Source organism: Plantactinospora veratri (genome assembly GCF_036421995.1).
GTDB lineage: Bacteria > Actinomycetota > Actinomycetes > Mycobacteriales > Micromonosporaceae > Plantactinospora > Plantactinospora veratri.
The window spans coordinates 38,206-58,317 of record NZ_JAZGQL010000026.1 but is presented as its reverse complement, the minus strand read 5'-3'; the positions used below and the strand labels follow the sequence as shown (position 1 = coordinate 58,317).

Here is a 20,112-nt window from a genome sequence, read left to right as displayed (position 1 = left end):
GGGTGCCGGCATCCGTTGTGGGCCAGGAGCCCGTCCTTCCGGCGGTATGTCACCGCTGGAGACGACTGGGACTGGCCGTTCCGCTGCGGCGGACGAGCCAGGCCTCGGTGATGTGGGTGAACATCGCCTCCGCGGCGGCGTCCGGATCGTGGGCGGCGATGCGTTCGTAGATGCGCCGGTGCCCTCGGTTGGACGCCACGCACAGCGAACGTTCGGTCCGGCCCATGTACCGGGCCGTGTTGACGACCTGACTCTCCAGCGCCCGTACGACACCGCGGGCGATGCGGTTGCCGGACGCCTGCATGATCGTGTCGTGGAAGGCGCGGTCGTGCTCGTGATAGGCGACGGTGTCGTCGACGAGCTCGTCCATCCGCTTGACCAGTGCGCCCAACCGCTCGATCGTCTCCTGGTCGGCCAGCCGGGCGGCGACGTTCGCCATGTCGGACTCCAGCACCCGGCGGGTGACGACGAGGTCGTCGAGGATGGCGAGGCTGTCGTCCTCGGCGATGGTGGCCCCGAGTACGAGTTCGTCGAGCATGTCCCACGACGACTGCGGGGTGACCATGGTGCCGGCGCCCTGGCGGACCTGCACCAATCCCTTCTCCTGAAGGATCTTGACTGCCTCCCGGACGACGGTCCGGCTCACGGAGAAGGTCTCGCAGAGCACCGGCTCGGGGGGAAGCGACGTCCCGGACGGGTGCGTCCCCCGGACGATCCGCTCCACCAGTTCAGCGGTGACGGCCCGGGCGAGGTTGGCCGGTCGGCGTGTCCAGGCCGGGGGCGCTGAAGTATTCAAGGCGGTTTCCTGCGATGGCGTCATGTCCCCCTCCGGGTGGCCCACCGCGCCGGTAGCCCGGTGCCCGAGGGCCAGTGTACGGGTGGACCGTTGACGACAGACATCATACGAGTTACGTTTCCGCGCAATGGTGATGCCCGGACGGTCGGTGCGCCGACCACCCACGTTCAAAGGGTGACAACGATGAAACAACGAGCAATGTGGTCGGCCGTCCTCGTTGTGGGACTGGCGCTGGCCGGCTGTGGAAGTGCCACCGGATCGGACTCCTCGCCGGGTGGTTCGGAGGGCAGACTCGTGGTCTGGGACTGGAAGTCCGGCGAGCCCTCCGCCGCACCCTACATCGAGAAGGCGAAGGCGGACTTCGCGAAGAAGCATCCGGGCGTGACGGTCGAGTTCGTCGCCCAGCCCTTCGACCAGTACTACACGCTGCTCGGCGCGGCGATCCAGTCCGGCAAGGGCCCGGACGTCATCCTCTTCAACGGGGGCGGTCAGATCCGTGACCGGGTGGACGCGCTGGTGCCGCTGGACGAGTACGTCGCCGCGGACAGGCAGCGGCTGGCCGGCTGGGAGGCGTTCACCGCGGAAGGCAAGATCTACGCGGGTCCGGTCACGCTCCAGGGCCACCCCATCTACTACAACAAGGCGCTCTACCGGAAGGCCGGACTCGATCCGGCGGGCCCGGCCACCACATGGAGCGAGTTCGTCGCCGACTGCGCCGCCATCGCCAAGGCCGGTGCCAAGTGCTTCGCCCTCGGCAACAAGGAGGGCGTCGGGATCCAGTTCTGGCTCTCGGGGCTGGCGTCGGGCATCCTCACCGCCCAGGAGTACGACAACTGGATCGCCGGCAAGCGCGACTGGACCTCGCCGAACGTCAAGCGGGTCTTCCAACTCTGGAAGGAGGCCGGCGACGCGGGTCTGAACAACGACGGGGCCAACTCGACCGCGATGTTCAACGACTCCTTCGCGCTCTTCCAGTCCGGCAAGGCCGCCCACGTGATCGGGCTGATGTCGGACGTGGGGCACTGGAAGGACTTCACCGAGTTCCTGACGACCGACGAACTCGGTGTCATGGACGCCCCGGTCGTCACCGCCGGGACCACCCCGAGCCTGCCCTACGACGGCGGTATCGGCTACGGGGTCGCCCGGTGGACCAAGGACCCGAAGGTGGCCGCCGACCTGGTACGGGCGCTGACCTCGACCGACGCGCTGAAGGCCTTCTACGCCGACGCCGGCGCGATCGCCGCCGACACCACGATCGACGTGTCGCAGGGCGGTCCGGCCGTCGCCACGATCGTCTCCGAGCTCAAGGGCGGCAAGCCGGCCCTGCACGTGGCGCTCTCCTCGAAGACGCTGGATCTGATGGGTCGGCTCTCCCAGCAGTTGCTCAGTGGCTCGATCAGCGTCGACGAGGTGGTGAAGCAGCTGGCCGCTTCCGACCAGGCGGGTTGAACCCCGTGCCGATCGGAAATGTGCAGCCGTGGGGGCGGCCCGCCCCCCCCCCGCGGCCCCCCCGGGCCCCGGGGGGCCCCCCCCCCCCGCGCACCGCCCCGTGCCGAGCGTAATTGTGCCGCCGTCGGTCCGGCCGCCCCGCCCGGGGCGCCCCGCCGGGGCCGCGGGGTCCGCCACCCGCCGTCGCAGCGCCCGTTCCCGGCGTGCCGGCGGCGTACGGGCCGAGCGCTTCGCCCCGTACGTCCTGGTGGCCCCGGCCGTCCTGATCATCGTGCTGCTGCGGCTCTACCCGCTGCTGCTCGGGGTCAACTTCTCCTTCACCGGCGACGGTGAGCGGAACGGGGTGGCGGTCGGCCTCGACAACTACCTGGAGCTGTTCCGCGATCCGCTGTTCCGGACCGCGCTGGGCAACGTGGGACTGCTGGTGCTGCTGCTTCCGGCGGCGGTGGCGGTCCCCGGGCTGCTGGCGACGTTCATCTACCTCCGGGTGCCCGGTCACCGGCTCTACCGCGGCGTCTACTTCTTCCCCGCGGTGCTCTCCCCGGTCATCGTCGGCGCGATCTTCAACCTGCTGCTTGCCTTCGACGGCCCGCTCAACGCCGTTCTCGGGTCGGTCGGCGTCGGTCCGGTGGACTGGCTCGGGGACCCGGACGTCGCGATGTTCGTGGTGGTCGGCGTGCATGTCTGGGCGACCTTCGGAATGGCCCTGGTGGTGTTCCTCGCCGGGTTCGCCACCCTGGACGCCGCGCTGCTGGACGCGGCCCGGGTGGACGGGGCGTCGCTACCCCAGGTGATCTGGCACGTGATCGTCCCAGCGCTGTCGCGCACCATCCAGTTCGTCTTCGTGACCACGATGATCGGGATGCTGACCTCCATGTTCGGCCTGCTCTACGTCATGACGAACGGTGGTCCGGAGGGGTCGACGTACCTGCCGGAGTACTACATCTGGATCCAGCAGGGACAGCTGAGCCGCCCGGCCCTGGCGTCGGCCGCGTCGACGGTGCTCTTCGTGATCATGCTCGTCGTCGGGCTACTCCAGATCAAGCTGCTCGAGCGGGCGGGGAGGGAGGACTGATGACTCGGATCCGTCTGGGCCGGTGGCTGGTCGCCATCCCGATGGCGCTGCTCGCGCTCGCGACGATCTACCCCCTGCTCTTCACCGCCAACGTCGCGATGAAGACCCGGCGTGACTACATCCTCGACCGGTTCTCCCTGACCGACGCCCTGCGCTGGGAGAACATCGGCACGGCGTGGAGCAGCGTCGGCATGGGCCGGTACTTCGTCAACTCCCTGCTCGTGGTGACGTCGTCGGTGGTCCTGCTGCTGCTCTTCGGCTCGATGGCCGGTTTCGCCCTGAGCCGGTTGCGGTTCCGGGGTTCGAGGGCGCTCTTCCTGGGCTGCCTCGCGGGACTGTTCGTGCCATTCCAGGTGATCATGGTGCCGCTCGCCCGGATCATGGCAGACAACGGTCTCATCGACACCTACCCCGGGCTGATCCTCGTCTACGTGGCCCAGTTCCTGCCCTTCACCGTCTTCCTGATGACGAGCTACTACCGGACCATCCCGACCGAGATCATCGACGCGGCCCGGATCGACGGCAACAACGTCTACGGGGTGTACCGCCGGATCATGCTGCCGTTGGGCACCCCGGCGCTGCTGTCGGTCGGCATCCTCAACGCCCTGTTCTGCTGGAACGACGTCCTCATGTCGCTGGTGATGATGCCGTCGGCCGACCACCGCACCCTCATGGTCGGCGTGACCTCGTTGCGGGGCCAGTACTCCGACGACATTCCCACCTTCGCCTCCGGGGTCCTGATCGCCGCTCTTCCCGTCCTGGTGGTCTACCTGTTCCTCCAGCGCCAGATCGCCGACGGCGTCGCCGCCGGTTCCACGAAGGGCTGACATGCGGATCACTGGATATCGGACACTCACCACGGTGCAGGAGTGGGGGCGGCCCGTCGGTGACGCCAACGGTGTCTTCGCCGACGGGGTGGTTCCGGTGTCGATCGTCGTCGTCGAGACCGATGAGGGCATCTCGGGGGTCGGCATCGGGCCGCACGTGGAAATCGAGCGGATCTTCGCGGCCATCGACGGCGAAGACCCACGCGCCGTGACGACCCTCTACGACCGCATGCTGCGGCACACCTTCAAGGCGGGGCACGCCGGCCCGGTGTTCGGCACCATCGGCGCACTCGACACCGCGCTGTGGGACATCAAGGCACAGGCGGCCGGCGAGCCACTGTGGCGGTTGTTGGGCGGACGCGACCGCCGGGTCCCCGCCTACGCATCCGGCCTGGACATCGGGCTGTCCGACGACGAACTCGTCTCGGCCTACGAGGTCTACGCCCGGTACGGCCTGCGGGCGGCCAAGCTCAAGGGCGGCCTCGACATCGAGCGCGACCGGCATCGCCTCTGCCTGGTCAGGGATGTGCTGACCGAGGCCGGGCACGGGCTGCGGCCGGGCCTGATGCTCGACGTGAACGAGGCATGGACCCGCAAGCAGGCCGTCCGGCACGTCTGCGAACTCGAACGCACCCTCGACCTCATCTGGATCGAGGAGCCGGTCCGGCGCTGGGACGCCGAGGGTCTCGCCACCGTCGGCCGGGGAATCCGCGCGTCGGTCGCGACCGGGGAGAACCTCACCGGGCTGGAGCAGTACCGTCCACTGATCGCCGCCGGTGCCGTCGACATCGTGCAGATGGCCGCCGTCTGGGGGGTCACCCATTTCCTGCGGGCGTCCGCGCTGGCCCACGGTCATGACCTGCCGGTCAGCCCGATCGGTAACAGCCCGGTCGGGCTGCTGCACGCCGCGACCTCGGTGCCGAACCACCTGACCAGCGAGTTGCAGGACCTGACGCCACCGGTCGGCATCTCCGTCGACCTGCACGTCGAGGACGGTGCCTTCGTGCTCGGTGACTCGCCCGGTCTGGGGGTCCGGGTCGACGAGGACCGGATCCGGGCGACCACCCGGCGCCCGCAGGCGCAGACCTCCGAGGGCCCCCACGTCCGGCCGGAGCGGGCCGGACGGCGACTGCTGGCCGGGGTCGACGGCGTCGCTCCGGTACGGCGGTTCTCCGGCGCACCGCTGCACTCCCACAACGACGTGTCGCCCACCGCACGCCATTGACCCAGACCGCCTCTGCGCACCGAAAGGACATCCGGGTGCCCTCCTCGCACAGACAGTTCAGACGACCCACGGCCCTCGCCAGGCTCCTGGCCGCCGGAGCAGGAGACCGTGGCTGCTCCGCCACGGCGGTGTACCCACGGTCGTGCCCGGCCGGCAGGAACGACGTACCGACCACCGAGACGGAGGATCGATGAAGGCAGTCGTCTACCGGGGGGCGCGGCACCTCGCGGTCGAGGAACGTGACCCGGAACCGCCCGGTCCCGGCCAGCTGCGGATCGCGGTGGCCTACACCGGGATCTGCGGTACCGACCTGCACATCTACCACGGGGACATGGATGCCCGGGTCGGCGCCTCGGCGATCATCGGGCACGAGATGTCCGGTCGGATCGCGGCCGTCGGGGCGGAGACCACCGGCTGGTCCGTCGGCCGGGCCGTCACCGTGATGCCGACCCGCTCGTGCGGGGAGTGCGCCGCCTGCCGGCGCGGCAACTCCCACGTCTGCCATGCCATGGACTTCCTCGGCATCGACTCGCCGGGCGCCATGCAGTCGTCCTGGAACGTCCCGGCGGACCTGGTCCTGCCGCTCCCCGACGACCTGCCGCTCGACCACGCGGCGCTCGTCGAACCGGTCGCGGTCGCGGTGCACGACGTCCGGCGGGGGAACGTGACCGCCGACGACCAGGTGGTCGTGGTCGGCGGCGGGCCGATCGGGGTACTCATCGCCACCGTCGCGAAGGGCTGCGGCGCGCGGGTGCTCCTCGTCGAGCCGGACCCGTTCCGGCGGGCGGCCGTGCACGGGATGGGGATCGAGGCCGTCGACCCTGGGACGACCGACGTGGTGACGCTGGTGGACGACCGTACCGACGGCGCGGGTGCCGACATCGCCTTCGAGGTCTCCGGCTCGGCGGCCGGCGTCACCACGGCGGTGGACGTGCTGACCACCCGCGGCCGGCTGGTGATGGTGGCGATCCACCCCCGGCCCCGGGAGGTCAACCTGCACCGGTTCTTCTGGCGCGAACTGGAGCTGCTCGGCGCCCGCCTGTACCAGCGGGCCGACATGGCGGAGGCGGTCCGGTTGGTCGCGTCCGGCGCGATCCCGGTCGGGCGGCTCATCTCCCGGGTCGAGCCCGTCGAAGCAGTGAATGCCGCGTTCTCGGCCCTCGAGGGCGGCGGCGTGCTGAAGGTACTCGTCGACTGGCGGGAGGACGACCGGTGACCGACCTGTTCGACCTCTCCGGCCGGACCGCCGTGGTGACCGGCGCCCGGCGCGGCATCGGCCTGGCCATGGCCGAGGCCCTGGCCGTGGCCGGTGCCGACGTCGTCGGCGTCTCCGCCGAGTTGGAACCGGCCGGAAGCGAGGTGGAACACCGGGTACGGGCGGCCGGCCGCCGGTTCACCGCGCTGCGGGCCGACCTCGCCGACCGGGCCGCCGTGCACCGGTTGGCCCGGGACCTCACCGCGCTCGGGCCGATCGACATCCTGGTGAACAACGGCGGCACGATCGCCCGTACCCCGGCCGCCGAGCACCCGGACGAGATGTGGGACCACGTCATCGAGGTGAACCTGAGCAGCCAGTTCGTGCTGAGCCGGGAGATCGGCCGGACGATGGTCGAACGCGGTCGAGGGAAAATCATCTTCACCGCGTCGCTACTGAGTTTCCAGGGCGGTGTCACCGTCCCCGGTTACGCCGCGTCGAAGGCCGGCGTGGCCGGCCTGACCAAGGCACTGGCGAACGAGTGGGCGTCCCGTGGGGTGAACGTCAACGCCATCGCACCCGGTTACATCGCCACCGACAACACCCGGGCGTTGCGTGACGACCCCGATCGCGACCGGGCCATCCTCGCCCGTATCCCGGCGGGCCGGTGGGGCCGCGCCGACGACCTCGGCGGCGCCACGGTGTTCCTGGCGTCGGCGGCGTCGGACTACGTCAACGGGATCGTGCTGCCCGTCGACGGCGGCTGGCTGGGCCGATGACGGACGCCCTGGGCGACCGACCTCCCGGTCGGGACCGGTGCCGTCTTCCCGGACACCGGTCCCGACCGGACCGTCACCGGCTGCCCGGGGCAGCCGCGGTCGGCGTCACGCCAGGGTGAACCGCCACTGCTGGTTGGTGCTGTTCTGGCAGTTCCACTGCAACAGCCGGGCGCCGTCGGCGGTGGCGGCGCCGTCGACGTCCACGCAGTGCCCGCTGAGCACGCTTTTCACCGTGTACACCCCGGAGGTGCCGGTCGGGGTGGCGGTGAACTTCTGCTGGCTGCCGTTGTTGCAGGTGGCCTGCTGGAGGAAGGCCCCCGGCGCGGTGGAGCCACCGGTCACCTCGACGCACTTGCCGCTGTGCACCGCCTTCAGATAGACCGCGCCGCCACCGGCGTCGACGGCCTGCCATTTCTGGTTGTTGCCGCCGGTGGCTGCCCACTGGTGGAGCTGGGCGCCGTCGGCGGTGGAGACGCCGCTGACGTCCATCAGCTTTCCGCTGTGCTGCGCGGTGAGCGTCCAGGTCCGGCCCGCTATGCCGCCGTCGGCGTTCGGTACGCCGACGCCGTTGCCGCCGAAGGTGTGCGAGTCGAGATCGAACCAGTTGTTCGCGCTGCCCTTGAAGACCAGGTAGAGGGTGTGGGTTCCGGCGAGCGCGCCGACGTTCACCGGCGGGGTGGACTGGTAGTTGTCCCAGCCGCCCGTGCTGGGCACCGGGGTGGTGGCCAGCAGCGTGCCGGTCGGCGAGTCGGCGCGCAGCTCGATGGTGCCACCGCCGGACGGCGACGACAGCCGGTAGCTGACGCTGGTGATGCCGGACAGGCTCATCGGGGTGAAGGCGATCCAGTCGTTGTTGGAGATGTCCCCGACCCGTCTGCCACTCTCCGCGCCGGCCTGGTCGACGACCCGGGTACCGGACTGGCTGCTGTAGTACTCGGCCTGCTTGTGCCTGGGCTGGAGGATCGCCTGCGCGCGGCCGGTGAGCGGGGCCGCTCCGCCGGCGCCGCCGTTGTCGGTGTAGTGCGCGTTGAGCACGTAGAACAGGTTGGCGCCGTCCGGGTGTCCGCCGAGCAGGTCGGTGGAGATCGTGCCGGAGCAGCCGGGGTAGTCGGTGGTCTCGTGCGCGTGGTCGTCGTGCCCGAGGGCCGGGTTGAGGACCACCCTGGTGCAGTCGACCGCCGCGCCGCCCGGGTCGGAGACGCTGATCTGGTACGAGACCTTGTCACCGAAGGTGAGCATGCCGCCGTTGGGCGGAGTCGTGATGGTGACCACCGGGGCGGTGTTGCCGACGGTGATTCCGACGTTGCCGAAGCTGCTCTTGCCGGAGCTGTCGGTGACCTTCAACTGCGCCGTGTAGTTGCCGTTGCCGGTGTAGACGTGCGACGGGTTGGCGGCGGTCGAGCTGCTGCCGTCACCGAACGTCCACTGGTAGCTCAGCGTGTCGCCGGGATCGGGGTCGGTTGTACCGGCGCTGCTGAACTGGACGGTGAGCGGCGCGTTGCCGCTGGTGGGCGTACCGGTCGCCTTGACGATCGGCGAGCGCCCGCCCTGGATGTAGTCGATCCGGTAGAGCCCGGAGTCGCTGTTCCCGCCACCGAAGTTGGTGCCCCACTCCAACAGGTAGAGCGAGCCGTCCCGGCCGAACTCCAGGTCCATCGGCTTGTTGAAGTTGCCGGCCGGCAGGAACGGGTTGGTCCGGGTGACCGTGGTGGCCGAGTCGAAGTGGACCTCCTTGACGTAGTTGCGGGACCACTCGTAGAAGAAGTGCACCCCGTCGTAGTACGGCGGGAACTTCGTCGCGGAGGGGTTCGCCGGGTCGTACCGGTAGACCGGCCCGCCCATCGGCGCCGAGCCGCCGGAGCCGAGTTCCGGGAAGGTCGGCGAGGTGCCGTAGCCGTACCAGATCTGGGGTGCGACGACCGGCCGGAGGCTGGTCAGGCCGGTGTTGTTGGGCGAGTTGTTGACCGGCGCGGCACAGTTGAACTTCGCGCCGACCGCACCCGTGTCCGGGTTGTACGGCGCGTACGGCTGGTTGTCGCCGTGGCAGAACGGCCAGCCGTAGTTGCCCGGGGACTTGATCACGTTGAGTTCGACGAGTCCCTCCGGGCCGCGGTTGGTGGTCGGCGGATTCCGGTCGGGCCCGTAGTCGGCCAGGTAGACCCAGCCGTTGGCCGGGTCGATCGAGAAGCGGAACGGGTTGCGGAAGCCCATCGCGTAGATCTCGGGCCGGGTCTGCGCGGTCCCCTGCGGGTAGAGGTTGCCGGTCGGCACGGTGTAGCCGCCGCTGGCCGAAGGGCGGATGCGCAGCAGCTTCCCGCGCAGGTCGTTGGTGTTGCCGGCGGTTCGGGCGGCGTCGAGGTTGGCCTTGCCGGACCGCCAGTCCAGCGGGGCGTAGCCCTGCCAGTTGGGGTCGAGGTTCGGCGGCGTGTCGTCGCCGGTGCCGATGTAGAGGTTCCCGTCCGGGCCGAACTCGATGTACCCGCCGGTGTGGCCGGGCTCGGGGAACGTACGGTCCCGGTACGCGGGGATGTCGATGATCCGGACCTCGCTGGAGAGGTTCAGCGTGTCACCGCTGAGGGTGTACCGGGAGACCCGGTTGACGTCGGTCGTGCTGCCCGCCGGCGAGTGGTACAGGTACACGTGGCCGTTGCTGGCGAAGTTCGGGTCCAGCGCCATCCCGGTGAGGCCGTCCTCGCCGCCGGTGTAGACGCTGAGCGTGCCGGCGGTGACGGTGGTGTTGGTCGACGGCTTGAAGACCTTCAGTTGGCCGCCCCGCTGGACGTAGAGCACCCGACCGTCGGGTGCCACCGCCAGCGCCATTGGGTCGACGGTGTTGTCGTCGAGGGTGCGCTTCTCGAAGTTGCCCCAGACGGTGCCGCCGCAGTCGCCGGGCTCGTTGCCGGCGGCCCACCGGACGCCGCCGAGGACGTGGTTGCGGAAGTTGGTCTCGCTGTAGGACTCGGCGGCGTGCCCCATCGCGGTCGCCCAGACCCGGCCGCCGCTGACGTTGCGGCACCAGGAGATCGGATGGTCCGGGCCCATCGCCCGGGAGCCCGGGTTGTACGTGCGCTCGTCGGCGGTCACCAGGACGTGTACGTCGCCGCGCGGGTTCTTGTCGAAGTTGTACCACTCCTCGCTGCGGTTCCACCGGTCCGGAAGGCTGGCCGTCGAGGGATGCTTCCTGTCGGCCACGATGGCGGTGCCGGGCAGCACCCCGGGGGAGTGCTCCGGCATGTGCGCACCGGCGTTCACGGTCTGGTCCCACCACGGGTACTCGCCCTCGATGCCCATGTCCGTGGCGTTGTGTACGGCGACGATGCCCTTGCCACCGGCGACGAAGCCCTCCACCGCCTGGCGCTGGGCCGCCGAGGTCCACACCATGCCCGAGGTCTGGAACATGATGAGGACATCGAAGGTCGCGAGGTTGGCCGGGGTGAAGACGTTCGCGTCCTCGCTGTGCACCAGCTCGAAGTTGTTCGCCGCCGCCTGTTGCTGGAACATCGAGATCCCGGCGGGGATCGAGTCGTGCCGGTAGCCGGTGGTCTTGGTGAAGAGCAGGGCGCGGAAGGCGGGTGCCGCCGACGCCGGTGGTACGAGCGCGAGCGACAGTAACAGGCCGGCGAGCAGTCCGATGATCAGTGTGTTGCGGCGCATGCCGTCTCCTAGTTCGGGCGGGCAACGGGATTGCGGCCACGGGCCCGCGGCGCGCCAGGTTGTGCCTGGGCACGCCTGCGGGCGCGAGTGCCGGTCGCGTCGTGCCGTTCGCCGCAACGGCAGTCAGCCCCGTAGGACGTCACAGACCGTGACGTAGGTGTGCTCCTCGTCCCATGGCCTGCTGGGTGTCGGGATGGGCTTCGCATCAAAGACCATCGATGGCTGCGCTTGCGTTTCACGTCGACCCGAGGTGTGGGCGGCCATGTCTGGCCCCTCGGTCCGGCGCCGCTGCCGATCGAGTGGCGGGCCCGGTAGTCGCCTCAAGTCGAGGATTGCGGAGCCGCATCCAAACATCTATCTTCATACGTGTGATGTTTCGCTCGTGTCAAGCGAATGTTTGTGACGGAAGAACGTAAGCCTCCGCGTTGCGCCCGAAAGTTCGTCGCTGCCCGAACAGAACGAAACCGGGCCCGGCGAAGAACCCCTCGCTGACTACTACCTGTAAGGGCTTCCGCGATGTCAGATCCACGAACGGCGCCGCTGCTCGCCCTGCGGGGCATCGGAAAGTCCTTCCTCGGGGTACGCGTCCTCGACGGTGTCGACCTCGACGTCGGGCCGGGCGAGGTGCACGCCGTCGTCGGTGAGAACGGTGCCGGGAAGTCCACCCTCATGAAGATCGTCTCGGGCGGACACGGCCCGGACGAGGGCACCATCGAATTCGCGGGTGAACCCCGCGCGTTCCGCGGTCCGCGCGACGCGCAGCGGGCCGGCATCGGCATCATCCACCAGGAGTTCAACCTGCTGCCGGAGCGCACCGTCGCGGAGAACGTGTACCTGGGCCATGAACCGGTACGCCGAGGGCTCGTCGACCGCCGGGAGATGCTCGGCCGCACCGGCCGACTGCTCGGCTCGATCGGGGAGACCGCCCTGCCGCCCGACGCCCGGGTGGGACATCTCGGCGTCGCGCAGCAACAGGTCGTCGAGATCGCCAAGGCGCTGGCCCTCGACGCGCGGCTGCTCATCATGGACGAGCCCACCGCGGCGCTGGCCGACCACGAGGTCGAGTTGCTGTACGGCCTGGTACGCCGGCTCCAGGAGCGGGGCATCGGCCTGCTGTACGTCTCGCACCGGCTCGCCGAGGTCTTCGACCTGTCCGGCCGGATCACGGTCCTGAAGGACGGCCGCCGGGTGACCACCGTGGACACCGTGGACACCACCGCCGACGAACTGGTGCGACACATGGTCGGCCGGGAACTGTCCAGCTACTACCCGGACCGGGCCGGTCCCGAGGACCGCGGTCCGGTCCGGCTCACCGTCCGCGGCGGGGGAAACCGGAAGCTGCGCGGGGTGGACCTGGAACTGCACGCGGGTGAGGTGCTCGGCGTCGGTGGCCTCCAGGGTGCCGGGCGGTCCGCGTTGGCCCGTGCGCTCTTCGGAGCGGCCCCGTTCACGACCGGCAAGGTCACGCTCGACGGCACGCCGATCCGGCTGCGCTCGCCGCGCGCCGCGATGCGGGCCGGCGTCGCCTACGTCACCGAGGACCGCAAGGGCGAAGGCATCGTCGCCCGGCAGTCCGTACTGGACAACGCGCTGCTCGCCAGCCGAGCCGTCTTCGCGGCCCGGTCCGGCCGCGCCGCCCGTACCGTGCGGGTCCGCGAACTGCTCGCCGCGGTCGACGTCCGGGCCGCCGCCGACGACCAGGAGATCCGCTTCCTCTCCGGCGGCAACCAGCAGAAGGTGGTGCTGGCCCGGTGGCTCGCGGTCAACCCGCGGATCCTGCTCTTCGACGAGCCGACCCGGGGCATCGACGTGGGAGCGAAGGCGGCGATCCACGATCTCGTCCGCCGCCTCGCCCGTGACGGTGCGGCGGTTCTGATGATCTCGTCCGACCTGCCGGAGCTGCTGGGCATGAGTGACCGGATCGTCGTCATGCGCGACGGCCGGATCGCGGGCGAGTTGCCCGCCGACGCGACCGAGGAGGACGTCATCGCCCTGGCACTCGGGACCGTACCGGAGGCGGTCCGGTGAGGGTGAGGAGTGAGCCGGTTTTGCGAGCCCCGCAGTCGCGAACAGAGGCGGTCCGGTGAGTGGTCTTTCACTCGTGCCGGCCCGACGGCCCGTACCGGGCGTCTTCGTGGCCCTGACCCTCGTCCTCGCGATCGGGTGGTTGGTCGTGACCATCGACGGCGGCCAACTGTTCAACCAGTCGACGACGGTGAGCCTGCTGCACGTCGCCGCCGGGCTGGGGCTCGTCGCCGTGGGTCAGACCCTGGTCATCCTCGGCGGCTCGCTCGACCTGTCGGTGGCGTACGTGATCAGCCTCAGTACCCTGGTCGCGGCCGAGGCGATGGAGGGCCGCGACGGCGCGCTGCTGCCGGCGGTCGGCCTGGCGCTCACCGTGAGCGCCGGCGTCGGGCTGCTCAACGGGCTGCTCGTCACCAAACTACGGATCAACGCGTTCATCGCGACCCTCGGCGTCGGGCTGCTGCTCAAGGGGTACCTCGACAACGGTTACGACGGCCCCGCCGGCAGCACCGCACCCGCGCTGGTGCGGAGCCTCGGATACCAGCGCATCGGTCCGGTACCGCTGTCCTTCCTGCTGCTGGTCGCCGTGACCGGGGTGGCCTGGTTCGCGCTCTCGCGGACCAGGTTCGGCCACCACCTCGTCGCGGTCGGCGGTGACCCGGAGGTCGCCCGGCTCTCCGGCGTCCGCACCGACCGGGTTCTCGTCACCGCGCACGTGCTCTGCGGGCTCTGCGCCGGGCTCGCCGGCATCTACCTCGCCAGCCGGCTCGGTTCGGGGGCGCCCCGGGTCGGCACCGAGGGTCTCTACGACCTGGAGTCGATCGCCGCGGTGGTGATCGGTGGCACCGCCCTCGCCGGCGGACGCGGCGGTGTCGTCGGCACCCTCGGCGGGGTGCTGCTGCTCGCCAGCATCGACGCCATCTTCAACCAGCTCGAGGTGGACGCCTTCTTCAAGCAGGTGATCCGGGGCGCCGTCATCATCGCCGCGGTCGCCGTCTACGCACGCCGGGCGCTGCGGAAGGCGGACTCCTAGCCATGCAGACCGTCCAACGCCCTCCGCTCCCGCTGCGCGTCCTGCGGTTCCGCGCCGGTGGTGTCCTGCCGATCCTCGTGATCCTCGCGGTGCTGCTGGTGCTCGTCGCCGTCCGGCAGCCCGACTTCCTCGCGCCGCCGTCGCTGATGTCGTTCCTCGGCCGCTCGGCGCCGGTCATCCTGCTCGCCGCCGGCCAGTACTTCGTGATCGTCTCCGGCGAGTTCGACCTCTCCGTCGGTTCCCTGGTCACCGCCCAGGTCGTCGTCGCCGCCCGGCTCATCGACAGCGATCCGTCCCGAACCTGGCCGGTGGTACTGGTGCTGCTCGCCGGAGGGGCGCTCGTCGGGCTGGTCAACGGTCTGGTCACGACCCGGCTGCGGGTGCCCTCGTTCATCACCACCCTGGGGATGTTCCTGATCCTCGTCGGCGCGGTGTACCTATGGTCCGACGGCGCGCCCAAGGGCGGGCTCTCCGAGGAGTTCCGCCAGTTCGGCCGGCGCGCGTTCGAGGACGTGCCGCTGCTCGGTCGTCTCCCGTACGCCCTGGTGGTGCTGTTGGTTCTCGCGGCGTTGGCCGTGCTGCTGATGCGTTCCGACTTCGGTCGCACGCTGGTCGCCGTCGGCGACAACCCGCGCACGGCCGAGCTGAGCGGGGTACGGGTCTGGCGTACCCGGACCGGCGCGTTCATCCTCAGCGGACTCGCGGCGGCGGTCGCGGCGATCCTGCTCGGCGGCTACAGCGGCGTCTCGTTCCAGGCCGGCGCGGGTCTGGAGTTCGGGGCGATCACCGCGGTCGTTCTCGGCGGCGTCGCGCTGGGCGGCGGTCGCGGTTCGGTGGTCGGCGCGATGCTCGGCGCGTTGACCCTGGAGCTGCTCTTCGCCCTCATGAACTTCTACGGCGTCTCCGGCGCCCTCAGATCGACTGTCCAGGGCGCGATCATCCTGTGCGCCGTGGCGGTCTCGGCTCTGCGTTTCTCATCCAGATAAGGGGATTCATAGTGAGACGTCGCATGGCGGCCCTGGCCGCGGTCACCCTGCTGTCGCTCGTCGGCTGCGCCACCGACGAGCCGGCCGCGACCCCGTCGGGTACCTCCACCGGGGCCGCGGGGGCGGGCACGGGGGAGCAGTCGAAGTTTTTCGTGCAGGCCGACTACGACAACGAACTCTCGCTGCTCGCCGCCACTGCGACCGGGCCGGCCGACAAGCCGTGGGAGCAGGCGCTCAACCCGACGATGGTGGAGACCGCGAAGTTCAGGAAGACCGGCCCGTACAAGATCTGCTTCTCCAACGCCGCCCTGAACAACCCGTGGCGGCAGGTCGGGTTCAAGGTCATGCAGGCCGAGGTCGAGGCGCAACGGAGCCGGATCAAGGAGTTCGTCCACGTCGACGCCGAGGGCAAGGACCAGAAGCAGATCGCGGACATCAACGACCTGCTCGGCAAGAGCTGCGATGCGCTCATCGTCTCGCCGAACACCACCGCCACGCTCACCCCGGCGGTCGAGGCGGCCTGCCGGGCCGGCCTGCCCGTCGTCGTCTTCGACCGTGGCGTGGACACGAAGTGCCCGGTGACCTTCATCAACCCCATCGGTGGGTACGGGTTCGGCCACGTCGGGGCCGAGTTCGTCAGCCAGCGGATGAAGCCCGGCGGCAAGCTGCTCGCCCTGCGGATCCTGCCCGGTGTCGACGTGCTGGAGACCCGCTGGTCCGCCGCGAAGGTCGCCTTCGACAGGGCGAAGGTCGACGTCGTCGGCGTCGAGTTCACCGACGGCGACCCGGCCAAGACCAAGAAGATCGTCGACGACTACCTCCAGCGGCACGGCACGATCGACGGCGTCTGGATGGACGCCGGTGCGGTCGCGGTGGCGGCAGTCGAGGCGTTCCAGGACGCGGGCAAGCCGGTGCCGCCGATCAACGGCGAGGACCAGCTCGACTTCCTGAAGATCTGGAAGGACCGGAACCTCACCGCGATCGCGCCGACCTACCCGACCTACCAGTGGCGTACGCCGATCATCGCCGCGCTGCGGATCCTCGACGGCCAGCAGGTCGCCAACCCGTGGAAGCTGCCACAGCCGACGATCACCCGGGATAACCTGGACAGCTACCTCGACCCGGACATGCCGCCGCTGCACTACGCCATGTGTGGCTGCACCGACCTGCCCGGCTATCCGCAGCGCTGGAAGTAGCCGACGTTGCGCACCATCGGTGTCAATCCCTGGGTCTGGGCCTCCCCGGTCGACGACGAGGCGCTGGCCGAGCTGCTCCCACGGATCGCCGCCTTCGGCTTCGACGCGGTCGAGTTGCCGATCGAGCAACCCGGCGACTGGGATCCGGTCCGCACCCGGGACCTGCTGGCGGCACACGGACTGACCGCGGCCGGCGTCTGCGCGGTCACCCCACCCGGGCGTGACCTCGTGGAGGCCGCCCCGGCCGTCGTCGAGGAGACCGTGGCGTACCTGAAAGGCTGTGTGGACAGCGCGGCGGTGGTAGGCGCGCCGTGCGTCGGGGGTCCGGTCTATGCCGCCGTGGGCCGGACGTGGCGGATGACCGGGACGGCCCGCGCGGCATGTTACGCGGACTTCCGGCGGGCGCTGGCGCCGGTCGCCGACCACGCCGGGGAGCGGGGCGTCTCCATCGGCGTGGAGCCGCTCAACCGCTACGAGACGAGTGTCGCCAACACCGTCGAGCAGACGCTGGAGTTGCTCGACGGCCTGCCGCCGAACGTCGGCATCATGATCGACACCTACCACATGAACATCGAGGAGGCCGACCCGTACTCCGCGCTCGCCCTGGCCGGGCCGTACATCAAGCATGTCCAGGTCAGCGGCACCAACCGGGGTGCTCCCGGTGCGGACCATTTCGACTGGCCCCGCTTCTTCGCCGCGTTGGACGCCACCGGTTACCGGGGCGCGGTCTGCATCGAGTCGTTCACCGCCGAGAACGAGACCATCGCCACCGCCGCGTCGATCTGGCGTCCGCTCGCCCCGTCGCAGGATCGGCTCGCCCAGGACGGACTGGCCTATCTCCGGCGGATCCTCCGCTGAGGCGCCGGCTCCTGTGTTCGTCGATCCGACCGTGCTCGGCAGGGTCCGGCGTACGTCCATCGGGGACAACCGCTCCCGGGCGGTCGATCGATCCTTGCAAATACATCATTCGTATGATGAACTCTTCGTAGTCGAGTCATCGGCGCCGCCGCCGCAGCGCCGCGTTTCGTTCCGGCGGGCTCCCAGGGCGCGCCCGCTGCCGGCCCACGCTCAGCGCCGGCAACCGCGCGGCGTCGACCGGTCGCACCTGGATCGTCGGCCACACCACACCACCCCCATCCAGGCAAGGAGACCCCCGTGTCCGTACCCCCAGTTCCCGCTGCCCGGCGGCGGGTGCTGCTCGGAGCCGCCGCGGCGGCGTTGACCACCGTGGCCACCGCGGCAGTGGTGGCCACCTCGACCGCCCCGGCGTACGCGGCGACCACCACCCTCTACGCCGCCCCCTCGGGCAGTGGCACCGCGTGCACCGCCGCCGCGCCGTGTTCGGTGACCGGCGCGCAGACCGCGGTCCGCTCCCGCGCCGGCTCGATGTCCGGCGACATCGTCGTCCAGTTGGCCGACGGGGTCTACCGGCTCACCTCCCCGCTCCGGCTCACGGCCGCCGACTCCGGCACGAACGGCTACCGGGTGATGTGGCAGGCCGCCCCGTCGGCCCGTCCGGTGCTCAGCGGCGCCCGGGCCGTCACCGGCTGGTCCCTCGTCGACTCCGGCAGGAACATCTGGCGGGCCAACGTCGGCGCCGGGCTCGACAGCCGGCAGCTCTACGTCGACGGCGCCATCGCCACCCGGGCCCGCACCCAGGTCAACCGGGCCGACTTCACCGCGGACAGCACCGGGATGAGGTTCACCAACAGCGCCCTGGGCTACCTGAACAACCTGGCCAACGAGAGCCGGATCCAGATGGAGAGCGTGGGCTCGTTCACCGACCGGTACGTCTCGGTGCAGAGCATCAACGGCAACCTGATCACGATGCAGCAGCCCGGTTGGAGCAACAACAACTTCGGGTACGACACCTTCACCAGCCCGCACCGGGCAGGTCCGCTCTACCTCAGCAACGCGTACGAGTTCCTCGACGCTCCGGGGGAGTGGTATCTCGACCCGTCGACCGGCGCCCTGTCCTACATCCCGCTCGGCGGCCAGAACCTGGGCAACGTCAGTGTGGAACTGCCGGTACTCCAGTCCCTGGTGAACCTCGGCGGCAGCTACGACGCACCCGCGCACCACCTCACCTTCAGCGGGATCACCTTCACCGGCACCAGCTGGCTCGGGCCCAGCGGCAACCAGGGCTATCCGGACCAGCAGACCGGTGCCTACATCGCGGGCAACTGGAGCTGGCCCGGCTTCACCTCCTGCCACAACGGCTGCCCGCAGTTCGAGGCCGCCCGACCGAACTGGCTCCAGTCGCCCGCCGCCGTGCAGATCTCCGCCGCCAACAACGTCACCTTCACCGACTCGCGGTTCGTCAACCTGGGGCAGACGGCGATCGGCATCGGCAACGACGTCAGCGCCCACGCCAGCGGGGTCGGCCTGGGCGCCAGCAACATCACCATCACCAGGTCCGAGATCGCCCGCAACTCGGCCGGCGGCATCGTCGTCGGCGGCGTGCGCGCGGACGCGCACCATCCCAGCGACCAGCGGATGGTCAACCGGGACATCACCATCAGCAACAACCGGTTGCACGACCTCGGTGTGGAGCACCGGGGCATCGTGTCGGTGCTGACCACCTACGTCACCAACGCCACGGTCTCGTACAACGAGGTCTACAACATGCCGTACACCGGGATGTCGATGGGGTACGGGTGGGGTGCCAACGACGCCGGTGGGAGCAACCACTACGCCGACCGGGGGCTGTACAACTACCAGCCGCGGTACTCGACGCCGACGACCGCGTCGAACAACCGGCTCGTCGGCAACTACGTGCACGACGTGATGCAGCAGATGAACGACGGCGGATGCGTCTACACGCTGTCGGCGAACCAGGGCGGGTTGATCAGCGACAACTACTGCCTGCGGACCAACGGCTACTTCGGGATCTACTTCGACGAGGGCTCACGGTACTGGACCGCCCGGAACAACGTCCTCGCGAACACCGGCACCTGGGCCACCGCGAACTACTGGTTCGCCGAGAACATGGGCAACTTCACCGTCACCAACAACTGGTCGACCAATGGCAGCACCAACGTCACCAACGGCGACCGGGGCAACGTCGTCTCCGGCAACGTCACGGTGACGGGCGGCAACTGGCCCGCGGGCGCCCAGGCCGTGATGGCGGCCGCCGGGCCGCAGAGCGGCGGTGGCCAGCAGAACGTGCAGATCGTCGGGGGCCAGTCCGGCCGCTGCCTCGAGATCGGCGGGTCGGTCACCACCAACGGCACCCAGGCGCAGCTCTGGGACTGCTCCGGCGGGACGAACCAGCGGTGGACGTACACCTCGGGACGGCAACTGACCGTCTACGGCGACAAGTGCCTCGACGCCTCCGGCCAGAGTGCCACCAACGGCACCCTGGCGATCATCTGGGACTGCAACGGCCAGGCCAACCAGCAGTGGAACGTCAACGCGAACGGCACCATCACCGGCGTGCAGTCCGGGCTGTGCCTCGACGTGAGCGGCCAGGGCACCGCGAACGGCACGAAGGTCCACCTCTGGGCCTGCCACGGTGGCACCAACCAGCAGTGGAACGTGACCAGCTGACCTCGGGGGGTGGGAGGGGCCGGGCCGGATCGGTCCGCCAACCGGACCGATCCGGTGGCCCGAGTGGGTGTGCAGTTCGGGACCATCCGTCGCCGGTTTCCATAACAGAAAGCTGCCGTGGTTCTGTGCCTCGGCTATTTCGTGCCGCCTCGAAAAGTGTTATCGACTGCGTTCGTCGAAAGTCAGCAGGGCGGAGTGCGTCCTGCTCGTCGGATTTCGTGTAGGTGTCCGCGCCGACACCCCTTGAAGGCACCGAAACGATCTGGCAATCTCCATATGTCGATGTTAGCGTTCTCCTAGGCTATGGGATCACGATCCTGGAC

General features: G+C 69.9%; 14 protein-coding genes. 12 read left to right on the top strand and 2 right to left on the bottom strand.

Annotated features, from left to right (window positions below):
- Positions 1–49: 49 nt before the first annotated feature.
- Entirely contained in the window at positions 50–796 is a 747-nt protein-coding gene (locus V1634_RS26535) for a FadR/GntR family transcriptional regulator (RefSeq protein WP_331210622.1), read from the bottom strand.
- A gap of 183 nt (positions 797–979) precedes the next feature.
- Between V1634_RS26535 and V1634_RS26530 the strand changes: the two genes are divergently transcribed.
- The 6 genes from V1634_RS26530 to V1634_RS26505 all read left to right on the top strand — a co-directional run bounded on the left by V1634_RS26530 (position 980) and on the right by V1634_RS26505 (position 7,346).
- Complete coding sequence (locus V1634_RS26530) at positions 980–2,245, top strand: ABC transporter substrate-binding protein (RefSeq protein ID WP_331210621.1); 1,266 nt, start codon at positions 980–982, stop codon at positions 2,243–2,245.
- 100 nt (positions 2,246–2,345) lie between these two features.
- Positions 2,346–3,320, top strand: coding sequence for a carbohydrate ABC transporter permease (locus V1634_RS26525; protein WP_331210620.1), 975 nt, complete (start codon positions 2,346–2,348; stop codon positions 3,318–3,320).
- Entirely contained in the window at positions 3,320–4,147 is an 828-nt protein-coding gene (locus V1634_RS26520; protein ID WP_331210619.1) for a carbohydrate ABC transporter permease, read from the top strand. The genes V1634_RS26525 and V1634_RS26520 overlap by 1 nt, the downstream gene beginning before the upstream one ends.
- 1 nt (position 4,148) lies before the next feature.
- The gene (locus V1634_RS26515) at positions 4,149–5,372 is read left to right on the top strand and encodes a mandelate racemase/muconate lactonizing enzyme family protein (RefSeq protein ID WP_331210618.1); all 1,224 of its coding nucleotides are present in this window, start codon (positions 4,149–4,151) and stop codon (positions 5,370–5,372) included.
- 190 nt (positions 5,373–5,562) lie between these two features.
- Positions 5,563–6,588, top strand: a complete 1,026-nt coding sequence (locus V1634_RS26510) for a zinc-dependent alcohol dehydrogenase (protein WP_331210617.1) — start codon at positions 5,563–5,565, stop codon at positions 6,586–6,588.
- Positions 6,585–7,346 carry an SDR family oxidoreductase gene (locus V1634_RS26505; protein ID WP_331210616.1) on the top strand — a complete coding sequence of 254 codons (762 nt, stop codon included), beginning with the start codon at positions 6,585–6,587 and terminating at the stop codon, positions 7,344–7,346. The genes V1634_RS26510 and V1634_RS26505 overlap by 4 nt, the downstream gene beginning before the upstream one ends.
- Before the next feature lie 105 nt (positions 7,347–7,451).
- Here V1634_RS26505 and V1634_RS26500 read toward each other — a convergent pair whose 3' ends face one another.
- Positions 7,452–11,000 (bottom strand): ThuA domain-containing protein, encoded by a 3,549-nt coding sequence (locus V1634_RS26500; protein ID WP_331210615.1) that lies wholly within the window; start codon positions 10,998–11,000, stop codon positions 7,452–7,454.
- A 516-nt stretch (positions 11,001–11,516) separates the two neighbouring features.
- Between V1634_RS26500 and V1634_RS26495 the strand changes: the two genes are divergently transcribed.
- From V1634_RS26495 to V1634_RS26470, 6 genes are all read left to right on the top strand, one after another.
- A complete protein-coding gene (locus V1634_RS26495; protein ID WP_331210614.1) occupies positions 11,517–13,028 on the top strand; it encodes a sugar ABC transporter ATP-binding protein in 1,512 nt (503 codons plus the stop codon).
- A gap of 55 nt (positions 13,029–13,083) precedes the next feature.
- Positions 13,084–14,058, top strand: coding sequence for an ABC transporter permease (locus V1634_RS26490; protein WP_331210613.1), 975 nt, complete (start codon positions 13,084–13,086; stop codon positions 14,056–14,058).
- Positions 14,059–14,060: 2 nt separating this feature from the next.
- A complete protein-coding gene (locus V1634_RS26485; RefSeq protein WP_331210612.1) occupies positions 14,061–15,044 on the top strand; it encodes an ABC transporter permease in 984 nt (327 codons plus the stop codon).
- An 11-nt stretch (positions 15,045–15,055) separates the two neighbouring features.
- On the top strand, positions 15,056–16,240 hold the full coding sequence (locus V1634_RS26480; RefSeq protein ID WP_331210611.1) for a substrate-binding domain-containing protein: 1,185 nt from the start codon (positions 15,056–15,058) through the stop codon (positions 16,238–16,240).
- Between the two features lie 6 nt (positions 16,241–16,246).
- Positions 16,247–17,098, top strand: coding sequence for a sugar phosphate isomerase/epimerase family protein (locus V1634_RS26475; protein WP_331210610.1), 852 nt, complete (start codon positions 16,247–16,249; stop codon positions 17,096–17,098).
- A 297-nt stretch (positions 17,099–17,395) separates the two neighbouring features.
- Complete coding sequence (locus V1634_RS26470) at positions 17,396–19,789, top strand: RICIN domain-containing protein (protein WP_331210609.1); 2,394 nt, start codon at positions 17,396–17,398, stop codon at positions 19,787–19,789.
- Positions 19,790–20,112: the final 323 nt, after the last annotated feature.